The organism is Pseudomonas sp. GW821-FHT05D12 (assembly GCF_059419825.1).
Genome location: NZ_JBWKSN010000021.1, coordinates 1 through 21,019 on the forward strand (window position 1 = coordinate 1; position 21,019 = coordinate 21,019).

The window sequence follows — 21,019 nt, forward strand, 5'->3', positions numbered from 1 at the left end:
CCCCCCCCCCCCCCCCCCCCCCCCCCCCCCCCCCCCCCCCCCCCCCCCCCCCCCCCCCCCCCCGCTCCCACATTTCTTACCGCGTTATTCCAGCGCCGCCGCCGGCCCGAAGAACTCATAGCGCGCCTGCTTCTCAGGCACACCCAGGGCCTTCAAGTGGCGCTTGATGGCCGCCATGAAGCCCTTGGGGCCGAGGAAGTAGGCGTCGAGGTCGCGCTGCTCGGGCAACCACGCAGCCAATTGTTCCTGGCTCAGCAGGCCGACTTTATCCGCCGCCGGGCTGACGCCGTCGTCCTCGGCGTAGCAGTAAAAGCGCTGGAGCTGCGGGTGCTGGGCGGCCAGGCCGTCGACCCAGTCGCGGAACGCATGCACCGAGCCATTGCGCGCGCAGTGGATAAAATGCACCGGGCGCCGGGTGGCCAGGGCGGCTTCGAGCATCGGCAAGGTCGGCGTGATACCGACACCGCCGCTGATCAGCACCAGCGGTTTGTCGCCGGCCGCCAGGGTGAACTCGCCCGACGGCGGGAACAGGTCGAGAGTCGCACCGACCTGCAGTTGATCGTGCAGGTAGTTGGAGACCCGGCCACCGGCCTCGCGCTTGACGCTGATGCGGTACTGGCCGGCATCGCTCAGGGCCGACAAGGAGTAGTTGCGGCGCACCTCTTCACCGTCCAGCAGCAGCTTCATGCCGATGTACTGGCCTGGCGCAGCCTTGAGGATCGGGCCGTTATCCACAGGGGCAAAATAGAACGAGATGATCTCGGCGCTCTCCTCCACGCGCTTGACCAGCGTGAACGGCCGCGCACCGCGCCAGCCACCCGGGGCCTGGGCTTTTTCCTCGTAGATCGCCGCCTCGGCGCCGATCAGAATGTCCGCCAGCTGGCCGTAGGCCGCGCCCCAGGCACTCATCACCTCGGGGGTGGCGATCTCGCTGCCGAGCACCTCGCTGATCGCCCGCAGCAAGCAAGCGCCGACAATCGGGTAGTGTTCCGGCAGGATCTGCAACGCCACGTGCTTGTTGATGATCTTCGCCACCAGGTCGCCCAACTGGTCCAACTGGTCGATATGCCGCGCGTACATCAACACGCCGTTGGCCAGCGCCCGAGGCTGGTCGCCGCTGGCCTGGTGGGCCTGGTTGAACAGCGGACGGACCTCGGGGTACTCGGACAGCATCATGCGGTAGAAATGGGTGATCAGCGCTTCACCGCCGCTTTCCAGCAGGGGCACGGTGGATTTGACGATGGCACGGTCTTGGGCACTAAGCATGGGAGCCTCCTGGGCTTCTTTACTGATTACCCTTCTCTACTCAGTATTCATGCCAACTTATTAATCGTTATTTTTCAATGACTTAAAGAATTTGTAGTCAGTTTGACCTCCTACGCCTTATAGTCATAAGGACTACAAGGAGTCATTATGACTGCGCAATCACTGCTCACCACCCTGCTCCCCCTGGTCGCCGACCTGTCTCGCGAGCTGCCCGAAGGCGAGCGTTACCGCCGCCTGTTGCAAGCCATGCGCGCACTGCTGCCCTGCGATGCCGCTGCGTTGCTGCGCCTGGATGGCGATTGGCTGGTGCCGCTGGCGGTCGACGGCTTGAGCGCCGACACCCTCGGTCGGCGCTTCAAGGTCAGCGAGCATCCGCGCTTCGCCGTGCTGCTGGGCAGCCCCGGCCCGACGCGGTTTGACAGTGACAGCGAGCTCCCCGACCCCTACGACGGCCTGGTCGATGGCCTGCACGGGCACCTGCAAGTGCATGACTGCATGGGCTGCCCGCTGTTTGTCGACGACCAGCCGTGGGGCCTGCTGACCCTGGATGCGCTTGACACCGAACGCTTCGAACGCGTGGAGCTGGACGCCCTGCAGGCCTTTGCCAGCCTCGCCGCCGCCACCGTCAACGTGGCCGAACGCATCGAACGCCTGGCCTTGCGCGCCGAAGACGCACACCAGCGCGCCGAGATCTATCGCCAGGCCAGCGGCCAGCAGCACAAGGAGATGATCGGCCAGAGCAAGACCCACAAGCGCCTGGTCGAGGAAATCAAGCTGGTCGGCGGCAGCGACCTGACCGTGCTGATCACCGGCGAAACCGGGGTGGGCAAGGAATTGGTAGCCCAGGCGATCCACGCCGCTTCATCGCGTGCAGACAAACCGCTGATCAGCCTCAACTGCGCGGCCCTGCCGGAAACCCTGGTCGAAAGCGAACTGTTCGGGCACGTGCGCGGGGCCTTTACCGGCGCACTGAACGAGCGGCGCGGCAAGTTTGAACTGGCGAACGGCGGCACGTTGTTCCTCGATGAAGTCGGCGAGCTGTCGCTGACGGTACAAGCCAAGCTGCTGCGCGTGCTGCAAAGCGGGCAGTTGCAGCGCCTGGGCTCGGACAAGGAGCATCAGGTGGATGTGCGCCTGATCGCCGCCACCAACCGCGACCTGGCTGACGAAGTGCGCAACGGCCGCTACCGCGCCGATTTCTATCACCGCCTGAGTGTGTATCCGCTGCAAGTGCCGGCACTGCGCGAACGCGGACGCGATGTACTGTTGTTGGCCGGTTTTTTCCTCGAACAGAACCGTTCACGCATGGGCCTGGGCAGCCTGCGCCTGACCAGCGATGCCCAGGCGGCGCTGCTGGCCTATAACTGGCCGGGCAATGTGCGCGAGCTGGAACATTTGATCGGACGCAGCGCACTCAAAGCCCTGGGTAACTGTCGCGAGCGCCCGAAGATCCTCAGCCTCAGCGCCCACGACCTCGATTTGCCGGACGTCAGTGCGCCGGTGATCGAAGCACCGGCACCGGTGCCTGCCGCCCTCACGAGCGACCTGCGCCAGGCGACCGAGCACTATCAGCGTGAACTGATCACTGCCTGCCTGGAACGCCACCAGCACAATTGGGCCAGCGCCGCCCGCGAACTCGGCCTCGACCGCGCCAACCTCGGCCGCCTGGCCAAGCGCCTCAACCTCAAATAACACCGCACTCCCACTGTAGGCGCTGGCTTGCAGGCGCCTACACCTGCGCTGGCTTCAGAACCGAACTCACAGGCTTGGGCTTACGAAACACCAACACATTCCCCAACATCACCAGCACCAATCCCGCCAGTGCCGGCGCCGTCCATTGGTAGCCCTCGGCAAATGCCGACACATTCAACGCCACCACGGGAAACAGCACCGTGCAATACGCCGCACGCTCCGGACCCATGCGTCCTACGAGTGTCAGGTAGGCGGTAAAGCCAATCACCGACCCCGGAATCACCAGGTACCACAGCGCGCCGATGTACCGCGCACTCCAGTCCATGTCGAAGGGAATCCCGCGCACCGCACAGTAAGTCGCCAGCATCGTCGCCCCGTACGCCATGCCCCAGGCATTGGTGGTCAGCGGCTTGAGCCCGGCTTTCTGCTGCAGGCTCGACAACATATTGCCGGCCGAGAAACACAGGGTCCCCAGCAACGCCAGGCCCAACCCCAGCAACGTCTGCGGGCTGGCGGTGTGGCCCACCAGCTCCGGCCAGAACAACAGACCCAACCCCAGCAAGCCGAGGCCGCCGCCCATCAATACATTGCGCGCCACCCGCTGACCGAAAAACACTCGGGCATTCAGCGCGTTCCACAATGTCGCCGTGGAAAACACCACCGCCACCAGCCCGCTGGGGATCCACTGGCTGGCCGTAAGAAAGCACATGAAGTTGACGCAAAACAGGCACAGTCCCTGGGCCAGGCAGATCAGATGCCCGCGCCGGTTCATCACCTGCAACTTGCGGCTGAGCAGCAACAACGCAAACAACAACAGCGCGGCCAAACCGAAGCGGTAGACGATCGACACGGGAATCGCCACCACGCCCAACTGCCACTTGAGGGCGATCCAGGTGGTGCCCCAGATCAGCACGGTGAGTAAATACAGGAAAAGGTTCATAGCGGGCTCCATCGGTTGAGCCACAGTGTCGCCTTCAACCGGTGTCGCGCTCTTGCAGATTCTTGCGCTTTTGTCGGGCGGTGGGATCACAGCGCCAGCCTCCCGGAGTAGGATGCAAGGCATCCAAGAGTACTCACCATGCCTGACCTGGAATCCCTGCAAGTCTTTCAAGCCCTTAACCGCTCGCCCAACGCACGCCTGGAAGCCTGCGCCGAGCTCGGTGACGGCTTGTCCGCGGCCTTGTGGAGCAACCACCACGACGCCCAGGATTACCAGGCGCCCAGCCATCACACCTTGTCGTGCTACATCGGCGGCGGTACCGGTACATTCCGGCGCGATCAACCGGGCACCAAGGGCGGGCCCGACAAACTCTGCATCCTGCCCGCCGAACATCAGTCGGCATGGGTGATCAACGGCGAAATCCGCCTGGCCCATGTGTATTTCAGCCCGGAGCAGTTTGCCTTGGGCTGCGTCACCCTGCTCGACCGCGAGCCGCGCACCTTGCAACTGCGCGAAAGCACCTTCCTGGAAGACGCCAGCCAGGCCCGGCGCTTTCACCAGTTGATCGCGCTCAACTGGCACGAGCCCGCCGAGCGCCTGCTGACCAGCAGCCTGGCGCATGAAATGCTCAGCCACACGCTGCTCAGCCAGGTCGGCGCGCGCGACGGATTGCGTTTGAAAGGCGGCTTGGCGGCGTACCAGCGGCGGCTGTTGGTGGAGTACATCGACCAGCACCTCGAAGACCCGATCAGCCTGGGACAACTGGCTGGAATGTGCGCGCTGTCCGAATACCACTTCGCGCGGATGTTCCGCCAGAGCTTCGGCCTGCCGCCGCATCAATACCTGCTGGCGCGGCGCCTGACCCGTGCACAGGCCTTGCTGCGCAGCGGCACCCTGCCCTTGGGCGAGATTGCCTTGATGTGCGGTTTTTCCAGCGCCAGCCACTTCACCCATCGCTTTCGCCAGGCCATGGGCGCCACGCCGGGTGAATACCGCCTGGCGTTCTGCGCCTAAACCATCAAGCCCAACGTTTTCGCCTTCGCCACTGCCTGAGTGCGCCGCTCCACGCCGAGCTTGCTGTGGATACGCCGCGCGTGGGTCTTGACCGTGTGCAGCGAGATAAACAGCCGGTCGGCAATTTCCAGGTTGGAGTTGCCCAGGGCGATCAACTGCAGCACCTCCAGCTCCCGTTGGCTCAGCGGATTTTCCAGCGCGCCCGGCGTGGACGCCTGCGGCTCCATCCCCAGCTCGCTGAGCAGCCCCGGCGAGCGCAGACGCAGCTCGCGAATCGCCTGCTGCACCTGGCAACGCGCGGCCAGTTCCAACCCGGTCTGCAGTGAGCGGCGCGCCAGGACCGGATCACCGACCTGCCACGCGACCTCGCCCAGCACCAGGTGCAATTCGGTTTCCAGGCAAAGCATGCCGCGCCGGTGCGTGGTGTCCAGCAGGGCCGTCAGCCGCGCCACCGGCTGGTCGCAGCACCCCAGTTTCACCTCCGCCAGCACCAGCAGGTATTCAAGACGCGGGATCAGTTCGAGGGTGGCCGGCGGCGCCTGTTTGGCCTGCGGCCCTCGGAAATGACGGAGCACGCGGCGCACCGCTTCCACGGTCAATTCCGCACGGCCCTGCTGCAACCAGAAATGCCCGCTGACCAACAAAAGCACCGCGCGGTACACCGTGTCCGGCACCTGGCGCCGCTGCATCAGCCGCTCGGCCTCGCGCAGCTGGAAAAATGCCTGGGCGTAATCACCACGGTTGGCGGCCAACAGCGCCAGGCCGAGAAAACCGTAGAGCACGCGTTTGTCGTGACTGTGCAGGCACATTGTCAGGCCGGTTTCAAAGCACTCGGCGGCCAGCGTGTCTTGCCCTTGGCGCAGCGCCAGGTGCCCGCGTCGCAGGGCGATACGCCCCACCAGCGGCCCGGCCGTGAGCCGCTGCTGGAGTAACATCGCCTGCACATTCTCCAGCAGGCTTTGCGCGCGATAGGGCGCGCCGCGCTGTTCGAGCAATTGCGCGTGATCCAGTTCGAGCAGCGCCTCCAGCAATAACGAACCGTGGGCGCGTGCCAGGCACAAGGCTTCGCGGCTCAGCGCTTGGGCCACGTCCAACTCACCGCGCAGCAGCGCTTGCTGGGTCAGGCCCGACAGGCACATCAGCCGCGAGGTCCACGCGCTGTCGGGCAAGGCTTGCAGGGCTTCGAGAAAATGGACGCGCGAGCGTTCGGCATCGCCGCCCAAATGCAGCAGCCAGCCCCACTGCGCCTGCCAACGCGCGAGCAGATAGCGCTGCTGCGCCGCCGTCGGTTGCGGGGCAAAGCGGGCCAATTGGTCGATGCACTGTGCGGCCTGGTCGAAGCGCCCGGCGAACAGCAACGCCGCCGTGACCAGGCCCACCAGCTGCGCCGAGCCCAGCATCAATTCTTCGCCATGCTGTTCATGCAGGCGCAGCAACAACGCGGCGTTCTGCTGGCGGAACAGGTCCTCGAAGCTGAAGTGCTGCAACAAGCTGACGGCGACTTCATATTCTTCGGCCAGCAGCGCCTGTTCGAAGGCGGCCTGCCAGTCCTGCTCGGCGGTGAACCACTGGCAGGCGCGCCGATGCCAGGAGCGCTTCGCCGCCCAGGGTTCGGCGCGCAGCAGTTGCGCCAGCGGCGGGAAAACCTGCAGCCAATCGGTGTCCTCCCACGGCTGGATGAAGGCGCCGAGGGCCTGCAGATCCCGCAGGTACTGAACCCCATCGCCAAAGCCGAACAGGTGTTCGCACAGCCCCGCATTGAAGCGCGGCAAATGGGCCAGCACCCGCCAGGCTTCGGCGAGTTCCGGCGGCAGGGTGCTGAAGAGTTCGTGTTGCAGGTAGTCGAGCAAGGTCTTGTCGGGGTGGCCATCGCCGAGCAAGGCGATACGCACCCCGGCGCACCAACCGGCGCTGAACTGCAGCACGCTGTCGACCGACTGCCCGGGCGCCTGGCAGAGCAGTTGCTGGATTTCCGCCGCACTGAACGCCAGCTCACCGCCACACTCCAGCAACTCATCGTCGAGCAGCAGGCGCGGCCAGTTGCACACCGGGCGACGTCGCGCGCCCAGCCACCAGGTCAGCGCCGGGCTGCTGGCCGTGAGCAGGCGGTCGAGCAAGGCGTCGGTGTCGGGTGTGGGCAGGCGGCAAAAATCATCGAGGAACAACCACGCAGGGGATTGCCAGCGGCTGAGGTCCAGCAGCAACGTGGCTTCATCGCTGAACGCCAGGCCGAGGTTTTGTGCCAGGCGCTGGCACAACTCGAATGGGCTGAGGGCCGCGCCATTGAGCGGCAGCCAATACACCTGGCACCCCGGTGGTGCCTGCAATGCGCACTCGCCGAGCAGCGCGCTCTTGCCGCTGCCGCCCGGCGCGCAAAGCAATCTGACCCGGGCCTGCGCCGCCAGCAAAGGCTCGGCCAGGCGGGGGCGCAGCAGATGGTGGGCGGACAGCCGAGGCATGAATCCAGGACGGTCCAGGCAGCGTGTCATGGCGGTCATAGCTGCATCCTGCGTTTTTATTGTTGTGCAACCTGGCGCCTACCCTAGTCCTGTGGCCGGCGGTTGTTGAAGAAGTATTCAGCAGGGTGATTGGCAAGCATAAAAAAGCGCCGAAAACCGCAGGAGCCGGCATGCCGGCGATTGCGATAGACCAGCCACCCGATCGGTGGCTGACAGACCGCTATCGCCGGCAATCCGGCTCCTGCAGATGAAGGTGTCGGTCAGCGCACGCCTGAGGCGCGCAACGCCGCTGGCGTGTAATCCGCCGCCTTGGCATCGAAGCCGAACACGAAGCTGCTCTTCTCCTCGTTCTTCATGCCCAGGGCGATGTAGCGCCCGGCAATAATGTCGTACAGGGTTTCCACGGTGTAGGCCGGGGTCTGGTGGTTGTAGTAGAACTGCGCATGGCCTTCGGCGACACGCCACAGCTGGCCGCGCCCGTCGTAGTGATCCACCAGCGCCACCTGCCAGCTGTCTTCATCGATGTACATGTGGCGCTTGGCGTAGATGTGTCGCTCGCTCGGCTTGACGGTGCCGACCACTTCCCACACGCGGTGCAGCTCATAGCGGGTCAGGTCCTGGTTGATGTGCCCGGCCTTGATGATGTCGTCGTACTTGAGTGACGGCGAATCGAGCTTGTAGCTGTTGTAGGGGATGTACATCTCCTTCTTGCCCACCAGTTTCCAGTCGTAGCGGTCGGGCGCACCGGAGAACATGTCGAAATTGTCGGAGGTGCGCAAACCGTCGGCGGCAGTGCCCGGCCCGTCGTAGGCCACTTGCGGCGCGCGGCGCACTCGGCGCTGGCCGGCGTTGTAGATCCAGGCCAGGCGCGGCTCCTTCACCTGGTCGAGGGTTTCATGCACCAGCAGCACGTTACCCGCCAGGCGCGCCGGCGCCGTGACCGACTGCTTGAAGAAGGTCAGCACGTTGGCGCCCTTGGCCGGGTCCATGTCCGGGATCAGTTGCGGCACCGCCACTTCCTCCTCGAAGCGGATCGGCGTGTAGCTGCCGTTGGTCTGCGGGGTAGCCTGGGTGATGATGCGGCGCAGGTTGCCGCCGTGGTAGCGAGTGATGTGGTTCCACAGCACCTCCACGCCATTCTTGGGAATCGGGAACGCGTAGTAGCGGTTGCCGGTAAAACCTTCCAGGCCGTTGCCGTCGTTGATCGCATGCACGTTCAACGCGCTGCGCTTGATCGACTCGTAGATCTCCGGCGGCAGATTGACCGTGCGGTGGCTCGGGTACACCGGGATCTTGTAGGTGTCGGGGTAGCGCTTGAACATCGCGACCTGGCCGTCGGAGAGCTTGTCCTTGTACTTGTCGACGGTGGCGGCGGTGATCACGAACAGGGGTTTTTCACTGGCAAACGGGTCGGCGAGGAAGCCCTTGCTGTCCACCGCGCCGGCGTTTTTCGGGATGCCGCCGGTCCAGGCCGGGATCGAGCCATCGGCATTCCCGGCCTTTTCGGCACCGACCGGGGTCAGGGTGGTACCGAGCTTCGCCGCTTCTTCCGGCGACACCGCCGCCATCACGTTGGCGGCCAGCAGGCTGAGGGCCAACACGCCGCATTGCAGAATCATCTTGCGCATAAAAGCATCCTTTTCAAGCCGTGATCAGAAGTTCGCGCCGACGCTGAAGGCGAGGAAGTCGCGGTCGGTCAGGGTGTTGTAATGGCCGCCGAAAAAGTCGGTGTAGCTGAGGCTGGCGGTGTAGGTGTTGCGGTAGTCGGCATCGACGCCGATGCTCACCGCCTTGGCGCCTTCGTTGAACAGGCCATTGGGGCCGTAGCCCTTCACGTCATGGGACCAGGACAGGTTGGGTTTGAGGTTGACCCCGGCGAACACGTTGCTGTAGTCGAGGATCGCCCGGGCGCGGTAGCCCCACGAGGTCGCTGTCACAAACCCATCGGTATCGCCCTGGTAGCCATAGACGCCATAGACCGAATCACGCCCGTAACGCAGTTTGCTCTTGGACTCCAGGCCCGCCACGTAGGTGACGCCCGCCTCGCCCACCAGGGTCAGGCGGTCGGCGCCCATGACCTGGTCGAAAAACTGCGTGAAGGTGGTCTGCGCCTGGGTGACTTGCTTGCGGCGATAACCTTTGTTGTCGGCGCCGGCCGAAGAGCTGATCACCGAGGTACCCGGCACGGCGGGGTTGACCAGCGCCAGGGTCAGGTCGGTGGTGTTCAACTGCACCGGCGCATTGGGCCGGTAGCTGATCTCGCCGCTCCAGGCCGTGCCGGTGGGCAGGGTGGTGGAGAAGCTGGCGCCGTACAGGCGAATGTCTTCCGGGTAATCGAGGTAGTACTGGCCGCGGCCGAGCATCAGCGCGGAAACCAGTGACGGACGCAGGGCTGCCGGCGTGCCGGGCAGCAACGCGCCCAAGCCATTGAGCGTGGCCTGCCCGGCGCTGGTGGTGCCCACGGTGGGCGTACGGCTGTGGTAGTTCATGAAGTACAACGCGTACTCGGTGTCGTCCCCCAGCCAGCGCAACGCTGCACCAAACTGGCCGCCGTCGCGGGCTTCACGGTCCTTGCCGCGCTGCACCACGATCCCTTCCCGGGTGACTTCAAAACCCTGCCCGACCAGATTGGCCGCCGGCTGAAAGCCCGCCGCCGCCGCGCTGCCCACGGTGTAGTTATTGTTGCACCCGTGCGCGACCACATCGTTGCCAAAGAACGTGCCGCAGTTATCCACCACGGTGTTTTCCCAGTTCAACTGGTAGAAACCTTCCACCGTCAGCTGGTTGGTCAGGCTCTGCGAGGCGAAGAGCATGTTCACCGGGATCAGGCCTTCCTTGATCTCCGCGCCGGGGCGGCGGAAGGCGGAAACGTCGATCGGGTTGATGCTGTTGATGGAGTTACCGATAAAGGTGCTTTCGCCCCAGCTGACCACCTGCTTGCCCACCCGCACGTTGCCCGGCAGGTCGGCGATGGAATAGTTGTGATAGACGAAGGCATCGAGCAATTCGTAGCCGGAGGAGCGCGCGCCCTCGTCGCGATGGTGATTGCTGATCTGCTTGAACTCGCGGTCTTCGTCCTGCAGTTCGAAGTCGTACCAGTACTTGCCACGCACGAACACGCCGCTGTCACCGTATTTGAGTTCAAGGTCGTGGATGCCCTTGAAGATTTTCGAGAAGGTCTCGCCCTTCTTGAAGTTCAGCCGCCCGTCATCCCCGGTCGACGCCTGGCCCGTACCGCCGTTGGCCACGCCTACCAGCTTCTTGTCGGCATCGCGCATGCCCCAGCTCGCGCCGACCGACAGCGAGGAATCGAATTGCCCTTCGATCTCGCCAATGTTGAATGAAACAGCCTGTGCCTGGGCACAGCACCCCAACGCAACCGCAGCGGCCAGCGCCTGTGGCCTGAAGATGGCGCGCATTGTTGTTCTTGTCATGCGTCTTCCCCGGTGAGTGACAGAAGGCCCCACCCTACTGCCGCCTGTCAGGAGCGATAAGCGCACCAAGGAGGGATTCGTGTTGTCGCTCGAAAGGATGACGAGGCGCTCTGGCCGGGGTCCTGGCCGGGCCATGATCGCGGTGGATGGCGGCTTATCAGGCGCATGGATGGCATGGGCACTGATTATTGCCGCTTCGGTAACAGTCCTTGTCATGAACCGGCATTACTCATTTTGTAACAAGCGACTATTCTTACCGGGCTTTCAGGGCAAACGGCCCGCTTCCTCGACAGGAAGAACAGCCAGTTTTAAATGGATTGATGCCTGTTTTCAGTCCGTTACCCGTGTTCACTGACGTTGATTTGTCGCTCCTTGATCCAACGTCTGACTTCAGCCGCTGCGTTTGCAGCGGCTTTTTTTTGCCCGAAATAAAACGGGGCGCCATCAGCGCCCCGTGGGATTCAATCTTTTTCAGGCAACGATCAGAGGCTGTACTTCTGCAAATTCGCCATCATCTCCTTCAAGGCCTCGATATTGTCCTTGGGGTGGGCCGCACCTTCGAAGTCGCAGATCTGCGCCCAATGCGCCGCCACATCGTCCGGCGAAAAACCGGCTTCTGGATCAAAGCCCACACCCAGGCTGCGCTCCCAGCGGGTCTTGCCGATCCAGCCGCCGCCCACTTCAAACAGCCCCGAGGTTTCCTGGCACGCCTCGCTGCCCAGGTACACCACCAGCGGGCTGACCAATTCAGGCTTGAGGCGCTCGAACACCTGCGGCGGGATCAGGCCTTCAGTCATGCGCGTGCCACCGGTGGGTGCGATGGCATTGACCAGGATATTGTTCTTGCGCCCTTCCAGGGCCAGGGTACGGGTGAGGCCATACAGCCCGAGCTTGGCCATGCCGTAGTTGGACTGGCCGAAGTTGCCGTAGATGCCCGAGGTGGACGCAGTGAAGATCACCCGGCCATAGCCTTGCTCACGCAGGTGCGGCCAGGCGGCGCGGGTGACTTTGTAGGCGCCTTCGACATGCACCCGGTAAACCAGGTCCCAGTCGCTGTCGTCCATTTTATGGAAGGTTTTGTCACGCAGGATGCCGGCGTTGTTGACCACCACATCGATGCGGCCAAAGGCGTCGAGGGCGTTCTGTACGATCTTGTCACCTTCGGTGACAGAGTCATGGTTGGCCTCGGCGACACCGCCGGCGGCGCGGATTTCGGCGACCACGCGATCGGCAGCGGATGCATTGGCGCCCTCACCCTGGGTCGAACCACCCAGGTCATTGACCAGCACCTTGGCCCCGTGCCGGGCGAACAGCAGCGCATGGGCGCGGCCCAATCCGCCGCCGGCGCCGGTGACGATCACGACCTTATCCTGGAACTGCACTGACTCACTCATACCGAACTCCAAAGGCGACAATGGGAATGGGTCGAGTGTCCGGCAAGGCGCGCCTGGTCACAATAAATACGGCCAGGGCTGAATGGTGCTCGATAAGGCAGCGGGATGATTGCGGGTTCTGGGCGAATGCCCCTAGCGCAGGCAAGCCAGTTCCAACACCGGATGCCCAACCTGGTCCCGAAACGCCTGGTAATGCTTGAGCACCTGCACGGGCGCCTCGATCTGCGGGTAGTGGCCGATATTGGCCAGCAGCACGGTGTCGGCGTGGGGCACCAATTGGTGGTAGCGCTCGACCATGTGCGCGCCGGAGATCGGGTCTACCTCGCCATCGATCACACGCAGCGGCACTTCGCCGCGCTGCATGGCATCCACCCAACGCTCACGCAGGCGTCGGCGCTGGGGGATGTAGGCAATCAGTTTGTGCAGGATGCGCGTGCCGTCGTTGCAGTTGATCAGGCTCCAGAAATCATCCAGGGCGCTTTCACTGGGGCGCGTGTCGGGGCCGAAGATCTGGCTGAAGCTGTCGGACAAGGCGTTGCGCCCGAAGGCGCGGCCGATCATCCAGCCCAGGGGACTGAGCAAGAGTTTTTGCACCAGCGCCGGGCGATGGGTTTCGGGGAACAGCCCACCATTGAGGAACACGCAGCTGGCCATGTGAAACCGACCTTCATAGTGCCGCGCCAGGAGTTCCTGGGCCACGCTGTCCCCGTAGTCGTGGGCCAGCACGTGAACCGGCTGCTCCACCCGCAGGTGTTCGAGCAAAGCCTGTTGCACGTCAGCCTGCTCGAGCAGGCAATAGGTATGGTTCAAAGGCTTGGCCGAGTCGCCGAAGCCGAGCATGTCGCAGGCGATCACCAGGTTGCGCTGGGCCAGCGGTTGCCACAGGTAATGCCAGTCCCAACTGGCGGTGGGGAAGCCATGGATCAGCAGCAGCGGCTCGCCCTGCCCCGCCACCCAATAACGGATGGTGCGGCCACGAAAGACGAATTCCTGCCCGCGCTTGCGCCAGGCTCTCAGCGGGATCTCGGCGAGTGGCATCAGCTTTTATATCCAGGGTCTTGAGCATCCAACTTACGCAGCAGCGCCGGCCACGCCAGCGCGCCCCCCATACCTTGTGCACTCTTGGTGACAGCAGCCACCATCGCCTTGGCACCGGCGAGAATCTGCGGCCCGATAGGGATCAACTCGGCGCCACCGTTTTGCGCCAGCACCTGGATATCGCAGGCGCGCTGGAAGGTGAACATCATCAGGAAAGTGTCGGCGATGGTACTGCCGCAGGTCAGCAGGCCGTGGTTGTGCAGCATCAGGAAATTGTTGTCGCCAAGGTCGGCCTGCAGGCGGGCCTTCTCTTCGTGGTTCAGCGCCACGCCTTCGTAAGCGTGATAGGCCAGGCTCGACAGCACGAAGATCGATTGCTGGCTGATCGGCAGCACGCCCTGTTTCTGCGCGGCCACCGCTACACCGGCGGCGGTATGGGTGTGCAGCACGCAGGTGACATCGTGGCGAACTTCATGGATGGCACTGTGGATCGTGTAGCCCGCCGGGTTGATCTCATAGGGGCTGTCCATCAGCTTGTTGCCGGCCTGGTCGACCTTGACCAGGCTCGACGCCGTGATCTCATGGAACATCAGCCCGTACGGGTTGATCAGGAAATCATCGGTGCCCGGCACCTTGGCCGAGATATGGGTGAAGATCAGGTCATCCCAGCCATGCAGCGCCACCAGGCGATAGCAGGCGGCCAGGTCGACACGCGCTTGCCATTCGGCAGCACTGACCTGGTCTTTGACATTCTGTGGCGATAGAACGGGGGCTAGGCTCACGGCAATGACCTCCTTGGCGCGCTTTCTTATTGTTTTTTTGGGTGAAGGGCCAGTCTAGTCAGACCTCATGGCAGGCGTAGTTGCCTTCGCAGCCAGCTTGATGACCGAGCGAGTCACTACGCAGAATAGTTGAAAGTAGCCCGTGTCGCGTCAGAGAAGTGCCGCCAACAAAGGCACGGCGAACAGGTTGAGCAAGCCCGTCAACACCATCACCAGGCCCGCCACCGAGCCTTCTTCACCGCCCACTTCATGGGCGCGGCTCACGCCGGCGCCGTGGGCGCCCACACCAAACAACGCACCACGCGCCAGTGGCGTGCGCAGCGGCAGCCACTTGAGCAGCACGCCGCCGAGCATTGCGCCGAAGACACCAGTGAACATCACAAACACGGCGGTAAGCTCCGGTACGCCGCCCAGGTCGGAAGACACCGGCATGGCAAACGGCGTCGTGATCGAGCGCGGCACCAGCGACATCGTCACCGAGCTGTCCAGCGCCAGCGCCTTGGCCAACCCGAACGAGGTGCCGATGGAGGCCGCGCTGCCCGCCACCATGCCCAGCAGCAACGCCGACCAGTGCCGCGCCAGCAAGCGCCGCTGTTGCCAGATCGGCACGGCGAACGCCACGGTCACCGGGCCCAGCACCAGCATCAGCCAGTGGGTGTCGGTGGCGTATTCGGCGTAGGCGGTCTTCATGGGCACGGCCACCGCCAGCAACAGCACCGGGACCAGGATCAGCGGCGACAACAGGTAGCGACCGGTACGCCGATAGATCCAGCGGCTGAACACATACGCGCCAAGGGTCAGCGCGAGCCAGAACACCGGCATCAGCTCAAGCTTCATGGCGCAGCCTCCAGCGGCACACGGCTTCCACCGTAAAGGCCGTCACCAGCATCACCGCCAGCGTGCTGAAGCCGATCACCAGCAGGATGCGCCAGCCGTCGTTGCGCAGCAAACCGCCGTAATCGAGCAGGCTCATCAGCGCCGGAATGAAGAACAGCAGCATTTCCGCCATCAACACCCCGGCGCCCAGTTGCAGGGCTGCCGGCTTGACCAGGCCACTGGCGAAGGTCGCCAGCAACAGCCCGAGCCCCACCACGCCACCGGGGATCGGCCAGGCCAGCCACACCGCCAGTTGAGTGCCGAGCAGGTAGATAGCCAACAACACAACCAGTTCGGTCAACAAACGGCCAAGGTGTTTGAAGGTGAAACGTTTCATGGGCTTTGGATCCTCGCAGTACGCCCATTTTAGAGAGCCGCCTTCCATCCCCACAGCGAATTGTTAGACTGCCAGCTATTCCACCCTGGAATAGCGAGCGGGATGCACACCCATGGAATTCAAACAGCTGCGCAGCTTTGTCGAAGTGATCCACCGTGGCGGGTTTACCCAGGCCGGGAAAACCCTGCACATCAGTCAGTCCGCCGTCAGCAAGCAAGTGGCGCAGCTGGAGCAAAGCCTCGGTACGCCGCTGCTCGACCGCATCGGCTCGCAGGTGCGCCTGACCGCCGCCGGCCAGGTGGTGCTGCAACGCGCCGAGGCCATGCTGCGCCTGCAGACCGAACTGCTGAGCGAGCTGGACGATATGCACCAGCTCACCCGCGGCGAGTTGCGCCTGGGCCTGCCGCTGCTGGCGGGGGATACGTTGTTTGCCGGGCTGTTTGCCGAGTATCGGCGGCGCTACCCGAACGTCACCATCCAGTTGCTGGAAGGCGGCAGCCGCAATATCGAGCAGGCGATTCTCAGCGGTGAACTGGAAGTCGGCGGCAGCTTGAAGCCCAGCGACCCGGCGTTCGCCTGGCAAGCCTTCTGCGATGAGCCGCTGGATGCACTGCTGCCGATTGACCACCCGCTGGCGGACAACGCCCAGGTGCGCCTGGAGGAATTGGCCGACACGCCGTTCCTGATGTACCAACGCAGCTTCGTCCTCAACGACCGGCTGATGCAGGCGTGTCACCAGTTGGGCTTTACCCCGAAGGAAATCGGGCGCAGCGGCCAGGCCGACTTTCTTGCGGCGCTGGTCGCGGCAGGCCAGGGCGTGGTGCTGTTGCCCAGCGTGGTCGCCCGTGGACTGGTGCGACCGGGCGTCGTGCGCCTGACACTGAAGGCGCCCGACTTCCTGCGCTGGGACATTGCCTTTATCTGGCGTGAAGGCGCCTATCTGTCGAGAGCCGCACAAGCCTGGCTGGCGCTGCTGCGTGAGTTTCCGGTCAAGCGCGCAGTGCTGTGACCAGCTCGGCCAGCCACGGCTCGGCGTCGGCTTCGGGGGTCACGCTTTCACTGGCATCCAGGCGCAGCATCGGCAGCACTTCGCGCACGCCCAGCTCAGCGAACAGCTCGCGCATTTGCTCACCGCCGCCACAGAAGGTGTCGCCGTAGCTGGCGTCGCCCAGGCCGATCACCGCACCGGGCAGCCCGCGCCAGGCAGCAGGTAATTGGTCGCGAATGGTCGAATACAACGGTTGCAGGTTGTCCGGCAACTCACCCATGCCGGTGGTCGAGGTCACCGCCAGGAACGCCTCGGGGGCAAACGCCTGCACGTCCGCCAAGCTCGCGCGTGGATTGTGCCAGGCGTCAAAACCGGCCGCGTTGAGGATGCCTGCGGCGTGGCGGGCGACTTCTTCAGCCGTGCCGTACACCGAGCCGGAAAGGATGGCGACTTTCATCAATCTGATCCTGTAGTTGAGCGAAAGCGTGGGATATTAGCAGCTGTGGCAAATATTTCGGTGCACACCGTGCAACATTCGGCGCCTGTCATAAACTGCCAGCACCCCCCACACGCCATGGACCGCTCAATGATCAACGCCCACCTGATGCAAATGGTGATCAACGCTTCCAACGACGGCATCGTCGTCGCCGAACGCGAAGGCAAGGACAAGCCGCTGATCTACGTCAATCCGGCATTTGAACGGATGACCGGCTACACCCTCGATGAAATCCTCTACCAGGATTGCCGCTTCCTGCAATCGGGCGACCGTGACCAGCCGGCACTGATGGCCATCCGCGAGGCCTTGGAGAGCGGCGGTTCGTGCCGTGAAACCCTGCGCAATTACCGCAAGGATGGCAGCCACTTCTGGAACGAGCTGTCATTGTCCACGGTGCGCAACCAGGCGGACAAGCAGACCTATTTTGTCGGCGTTCAAAAGGACGTCACCGTGCAGGTCAAGGCGCAGCAGCGGGTTTCCCAGTTGGAAGCCGAGCTGGCCCAGGTCAAGGCCGAGCTGGCGGCGCTCAAAGCGACGAGCGGATCGAACAAAACTTAGAAAAACCGGCCATTAAGAGGATAATGGCGTTTTAATACCTCCCCGTGAGCACGCCTCATGCACCGCGACACACTTCTGACGCAGGACGAGCTGGATTTTATTCAGATGATGCAACACAACCCGCAGCTCAACCTGCGGGACGCGTCGTCGAGCCTGACCGTCAACGGCGGCGCGCAGATTCGCGACTTGCTCACGCGCCTGGCCGCCCATGATCAACTGACCATTCAAGCGCAGTTCGACAACCAGCAACTCACCTTCCCCCTGCACCTGGTGGAGGACGAGTTTCATGCGCTGCATCTGCGCCTGGGCGTGCCGACGATTTTCGAGGACGGGCCGATGATCCGGCCTTGGCGCCTGGCCCTGGAAACTCCGGTGGCGCTGGAGAACATCAGGGGCAACCTGAGCGCCTTGTGGGTGCATGAAGTGTCATTCAAAGGCGTGCTGGTGGAGATCCGCGGGCGGATCAAGCCGCCGAAAACCTTTTCCCTGTGGTTCAGCCCTTCGGGTTATGAGCGAATCGCACTGCGCGGCACGCTGGAACGCGAAACCGCGCGTGGCCTGTTTGCCTACCGCCTGGACCAGAGCGACGTGAGTGAAACCGAGCGCCTGCGCCAGTTCATCCTGCACCAGCATCGCTTGATCCACCCCGAAGTCCACGCCTGAGATCAGGTGTCCAGGCTGCCGCGCAGAAATTGCTGCAGGCGGTGCTGCATCGAGCGCCCTTCATTGCCCAGGCAGCCGATGGAAGAGCCCGCCAGGCTGGCTTCGGCCAGGTCCGAGGCGTCACCGGCAAGCAGCAACGGGCAATCGAGGGTCAGCGCCAGGCGCTGCAGCCGCAGCGGCAAATCGGCGCCGGGCGAGCGATTGGAAAACAGCACCAACGCCTGCGGCCGGGTCTTCTCGCAAACCAGGGTCAACTCGTCGAACGGCTGGCCAACGGCAAACACCTTTACCGCCAGGTCATCGGAGCCGATCAATGCCCCGGCCACCAACAGCTCCAGCTCCCGACATTCACCGACAATCGCCGACAGCAGGATCCGCGGCGTTGCCGAGGCGCTGGCCAGGTGCAGGCGTTGCGCGACACGGGCGCGCAGGAAGGCGTCGAAGAACAGCCACTCACTGGCTTGGCCGAAGTGCCCCTGATGCCGCAGCAATTGCTGCCACAGCGGCATAATGATGCTCTGGAACACCACCGCGACCGGGTAGGCAGCGAAAATCTGGCCGTACAGGCGGTCGAGCTGGCGGTCGTCAAAAGCGCTGATGGCCAGGCGCAGCTGCACCTGCCATTGGCTCCATTCGCGTTCGGTATCGACGCGCGAAGGCGTGGCGTGTTCGCTGCACAAGGTGTCACGGGCAAGGATCTTGCCCACTTTGCTCACGGCGACGCCGCGCTCGATCCAGTCGAGAATGCGGTGCACGGTGTCGATATCGGTGCTTGAGTACAGCCGATGCCCGCTTTCAGTGCGGGTTGGCTGGATAAGACCGTAGCGACGTTCCCAGGCACGCAGGGTGACCGGGTTGACGCCGGTCAGCCGGGCGACTTCGCGAATCGGAAAAAGATCAGCGGGATCGATGACGCTGGCGTGCGCCATTTCGGCGTGAGGAGCAGTAATTTCGGGCATCAGCGTTGAAAAACATCCGTGTCGATGTGGACCTCATTTAACGCTGATTCAAGCCTCTGATTCAAGCTGTGCCGCGAGCCGACCAAAGTATCTGGCGTATTTCGCGGAAACAGGAATAATCCTTGCCTGTTTTTACGTAGCCGCCCTACCCGGGCGCTACGTTTGTGCGCCGCCTACCCGGCCCAGCGCACCTGATTACTTGGAGATACACAATGTCTACCTCACCCGTCACCCTGATGGTTGCGCGCCGCGTGGCCAAAGGTCGCTATGAAGAATTGATGGCCTGGCTGCGCGAAGGCGAGCAATTGGCGACTGACTTCCCCGGTTACCTGGGTTCCGGCGTGCTCGCACCGCCGCCCAATGACGATGAATTCCAGATTATTTTCCGCTTCGCCGACGAGAAAACCCTGCATGCCTGGGAGTTTTCGGCCTCGCGCAGTGCCTGGCTGAGCCGTGGCAGCGAACTGTTTGCCGACCCGTCCGAACATCGCGTCAGCGGTATCGATGGCTGGTTCGGCGCGGTCGGCGCACGACCGCCGCGCTGGAAACAGGCGGTGGCGATCTGGCTGGCGTTTTTCCCGGTGTCGCTGCTGTTCAACTTCGTGCTCGGGCCGTTGCTCAGCGAGCTGGAGCTGGCGCCGCGCGTACTGGTGAGCACTATGGCGCTGACGCCACTGATGGTTTACTGGTTCATCCCGTTGTCCACGCATCTGCTGGCCAACTGGCTGCATCCTGCGCCCACTCCGCGCAAGGCGACAGAAGCCGCCGCGTGAGTACAGGGGCGGCCGGTCGCTGGTATAGTTTCACTCTGCCAGCGACTCGAGCCTCCCATGACATCCACCCCCGCCCCGATCCTGATCACCGGCGCCGGCCAGCGTGTCGGCCTGCATTGTGCCCAGCGCCTGCTGGACGAAGGCCATGCGGTGATTTTCAGCTACCGCAGCGAACGTCCCGGCGTGCAGGCCTTGCGCGAACGCGGTGCGATCGGCGTGTTTGCCGACTTCTCCAGCGAAGCGGGGATCCTGGCGTTCATCGATGAATTGAACACGCATACCCAGCGCCTGCGTGCGATCGTGCATAACGCCTCGGCCTGGGTCGCGGAAACACCCGGCGACGAAAGCCGCGCCTTTACCGACATGTTCAGCGTGCACATGCTTGCGCCGTACCTGATCAACCTGCATTGTTCACCTTTGCTGCAACGCTCTTCGCCCGCCGACATCGTGCACATCAGCGACGATGTGGTGCGCAAGGGCAGCCGCCAGCACATCGCCTATTGCGCCACCAAGGCCGGGCTCGACAGCCTTACGCTGTCGTTTGCCGCGCAGTTCGCGCCGCTGATCAAGGTCAACGGCATCGCCCCGGCGATGGTGATGTTCAACGAGCACGACGACGCGGCCTACCGCGCCAAGGTCCTGGCCAAGTCGGCACTGGGCATCGAGCCCGGGCCCGAAGTGATTTACCAGAGCCTGCGTTACCTGCTGGACAACCCTTATGTCACCGGTACCACCCTGACCGTCAACGGCGGGCGGCATATCAAGTAAGCCGTTTGTGAGGATGTTGTATGACCTTATCCCTGCCCCACCACTACCGCGAGATCCTCAAGGGCCTGGGCGAAGACCCGGAACGCGAAGGCTTGCTCGACACCCCCAAGCGTGCCGCCAAAGCCATGCAGTACCTGTGTCATGGCTACGAGCAGAACCTGGAAGAAATCGTCAACGGCGCCCTGTTCGCCTCCGACAACGACGAGATGGTGATCCTCAAGGACATCGAGTTGTACTCGCTGTGCGAGCATCACTTGCTGCCCTTTATCGGCAAGGCCCACGTGGCCTACATTCCGACCGGCAAGGTGCTCGGCCTGTCGAAGCTGGCGCGCATCGTCGACATGTTCGCCCGGCGCCTGCAGATCCAGGAAAACCTCACGCGGCAGATCGCCGACGCCATCCAGGACGTGACCCAGGCCGCCGGCGTGGCCGTGGTCATCGAGGCCAAGCACATGTGCATGATGATGCGCGGTGTGGAAAAACAGAATTCAACCATGAACACCTCGGTGATGCTCGGCGCGTTCCGCGAGTCGAATACCACGCGCATGGAGTTCCTGCAACTGATTGGACGGAGCAAGTAGC

20 protein-coding genes are annotated in these 21,019 nt (G+C 63.5%); 8 read left to right on the forward strand and 12 right to left on the reverse strand.

What is annotated here, in order from left to right:
• Window positions 1-84 precede the first annotated feature (84 nt).
• Window positions 85-1,266, reverse strand: coding sequence for an NO-inducible flavohemoprotein (hmpA, locus tag AC07SI_RS28335; RefSeq protein ID WP_120449864.1), 1,182 nt, complete (start codon window positions 1,264-1,266; stop codon window positions 85-87).
• Window positions 1,267-1,413: 147 nt separating this feature from the next.
• On the opposite strand from hmpA, the gene norR reads away from it, so the two are divergent.
• Window positions 1,414-2,958 (forward strand): nitric oxide reductase transcriptional regulator NorR, encoded by a 1,545-nt coding sequence (gene norR / locus AC07SI_RS28340; protein WP_120449865.1) that lies wholly within the window; start codon window positions 1,414-1,416, stop codon window positions 2,956-2,958.
• A 37-nt stretch (window positions 2,959-2,995) separates the two neighbouring features.
• On the opposite strand, the gene AC07SI_RS28345 is transcribed toward norR, so the two are convergent.
• On the reverse strand, window positions 2,996-3,898 hold the full coding sequence (locus AC07SI_RS28345) for a DMT family transporter (RefSeq protein WP_495006972.1): 903 nt from the start codon (window positions 3,896-3,898) through the stop codon (window positions 2,996-2,998).
• Window positions 3,899-4,036: 138 nt separating this feature from the next.
• On the opposite strand from AC07SI_RS28345, the gene AC07SI_RS28350 reads away from it, so the two are divergent.
• Entirely contained in the window at window positions 4,037-4,912 is an 876-nt protein-coding gene (locus AC07SI_RS28350; protein WP_495006973.1) for a helix-turn-helix domain-containing protein, read from the forward strand.
• Here the strand turns inward: AC07SI_RS28350 and AC07SI_RS28355 are convergent.
• The 8 genes from AC07SI_RS28355 to AC07SI_RS28390 form a co-directional block, all read right to left on the reverse strand.
• Window positions 4,909-7,410, reverse strand: a complete 2,502-nt coding sequence (locus AC07SI_RS28355; RefSeq protein ID WP_495006974.1) for a LuxR C-terminal-related transcriptional regulator — start codon at window positions 7,408-7,410, stop codon at window positions 4,909-4,911. The genes AC07SI_RS28350 and AC07SI_RS28355 overlap by 4 nt on opposite strands.
• A 221-nt stretch (window positions 7,411-7,631) precedes the next feature.
• Window positions 7,632-8,999 carry a DUF1329 domain-containing protein gene (locus AC07SI_RS28360; RefSeq protein WP_065908516.1) on the reverse strand — a complete coding sequence of 456 codons (1,368 nt, stop codon included), beginning with the start codon at window positions 8,997-8,999 and terminating at the stop codon, window positions 7,632-7,634.
• Between the two features lie 24 nt (window positions 9,000-9,023).
• Entirely contained in the window at window positions 9,024-10,790 is a 1,767-nt protein-coding gene (locus AC07SI_RS28365) for a DUF1302 domain-containing protein (RefSeq protein WP_065908514.1), read from the reverse strand.
• Window positions 10,791-11,287: 497 nt separating this feature from the next.
• Window positions 11,288-12,199 (reverse strand): SDR family oxidoreductase, encoded by a 912-nt coding sequence (locus AC07SI_RS28370; protein WP_282397778.1) that lies wholly within the window; start codon window positions 12,197-12,199, stop codon window positions 11,288-11,290.
• Window positions 12,200-12,331: 132 nt separating this feature from the next.
• Entirely contained in the window at window positions 12,332-13,237 is a 906-nt protein-coding gene (locus AC07SI_RS28375; RefSeq protein ID WP_065908510.1) for an alpha/beta fold hydrolase, read from the reverse strand.
• Window positions 13,237-14,019, reverse strand: coding sequence for a class II aldolase/adducin family protein (locus AC07SI_RS28380; RefSeq protein ID WP_262132449.1), 783 nt, complete (start codon window positions 14,017-14,019; stop codon window positions 13,237-13,239). The genes AC07SI_RS28375 and AC07SI_RS28380 overlap by 1 nt, the downstream gene beginning before the upstream one ends.
• A gap of 150 nt (window positions 14,020-14,169) precedes the next feature.
• On the reverse strand, window positions 14,170-14,856 hold the full coding sequence (locus AC07SI_RS28385) for an LrgB family protein (RefSeq protein ID WP_065908506.1): 687 nt from the start codon (window positions 14,854-14,856) through the stop codon (window positions 14,170-14,172).
• Window positions 14,846-15,232 carry a CidA/LrgA family protein gene (locus AC07SI_RS28390; protein WP_065908504.1) on the reverse strand — a complete coding sequence of 129 codons (387 nt, stop codon included), beginning with the start codon at window positions 15,230-15,232 and terminating at the stop codon, window positions 14,846-14,848. The genes AC07SI_RS28385 and AC07SI_RS28390 overlap by 11 nt, the downstream gene beginning before the upstream one ends.
• A gap of 112 nt (window positions 15,233-15,344) precedes the next feature.
• Between AC07SI_RS28390 and AC07SI_RS28395 the strand changes: the two genes are divergently transcribed.
• A complete protein-coding gene (locus tag AC07SI_RS28395; RefSeq protein WP_201145859.1) occupies window positions 15,345-16,241 on the forward strand; it encodes a LysR substrate-binding domain-containing protein in 897 nt (298 codons plus the stop codon).
• On the opposite strand, the gene AC07SI_RS28400 is transcribed toward AC07SI_RS28395, so the two are convergent.
• Window positions 16,222-16,677 carry a flavodoxin gene (locus AC07SI_RS28400; protein ID WP_065908500.1) on the reverse strand — a complete coding sequence of 152 codons (456 nt, stop codon included), beginning with the start codon at window positions 16,675-16,677 and terminating at the stop codon, window positions 16,222-16,224. The two genes, AC07SI_RS28395 and AC07SI_RS28400, sit on opposite strands and share 20 nt — an antisense overlap.
• A gap of 129 nt (window positions 16,678-16,806) precedes the next feature.
• Here AC07SI_RS28400 and AC07SI_RS28405 point away from each other — a divergent pair, with 129 nt between their 5' ends.
• On the forward strand, window positions 16,807-17,274 hold the full coding sequence (locus AC07SI_RS28405; protein WP_065908498.1) for a PAS domain-containing protein: 468 nt from the start codon (window positions 16,807-16,809) through the stop codon (window positions 17,272-17,274).
• Window positions 17,275-17,331: 57 nt separating this feature from the next.
• The gene (locus AC07SI_RS28410) at window positions 17,332-17,937 is read left to right on the forward strand and encodes a hypothetical protein (protein WP_065908496.1); all 606 of its coding nucleotides are present in this window, start codon (window positions 17,332-17,334) and stop codon (window positions 17,935-17,937) included.
• Window positions 17,938-17,939: 2 nt separating this feature from the next.
• Here the strand turns inward: AC07SI_RS28410 and AC07SI_RS28415 are convergent, their stop codons facing one another.
• A complete protein-coding gene (locus tag AC07SI_RS28415; protein ID WP_495006975.1) occupies window positions 17,940-18,896 on the reverse strand; it encodes a MerR family transcriptional regulator in 957 nt (318 codons plus the stop codon).
• A gap of 212 nt (window positions 18,897-19,108) precedes the next feature.
• Here AC07SI_RS28415 and AC07SI_RS28420 point away from each other — a divergent pair, with 212 nt between their 5' ends.
• From AC07SI_RS28420 to folE, 3 genes are read left to right on the forward strand one after another with little or no spacing between them, the layout of a single operon-like run.
• Window positions 19,109-19,669: an antibiotic biosynthesis monooxygenase gene (locus tag AC07SI_RS28420; protein ID WP_065908493.1), complete on the forward strand. Its 561-nt coding sequence runs from the start codon at window positions 19,109-19,111 to the stop codon at window positions 19,667-19,669.
• A 57-nt stretch (window positions 19,670-19,726) separates the two neighbouring features.
• Window positions 19,727-20,437, forward strand: coding sequence for a dihydromonapterin reductase (gene folM, locus AC07SI_RS28425; RefSeq protein ID WP_065908491.1), 711 nt, complete (start codon window positions 19,727-19,729; stop codon window positions 20,435-20,437).
• 20 nt (window positions 20,438-20,457) lie between these two features.
• Window positions 20,458-21,018, forward strand: coding sequence for a GTP cyclohydrolase I FolE (gene folE / locus AC07SI_RS28430; protein ID WP_025858052.1), 561 nt, complete (start codon window positions 20,458-20,460; stop codon window positions 21,016-21,018).
• Window position 21,019: the final 1 nt, after the last annotated feature.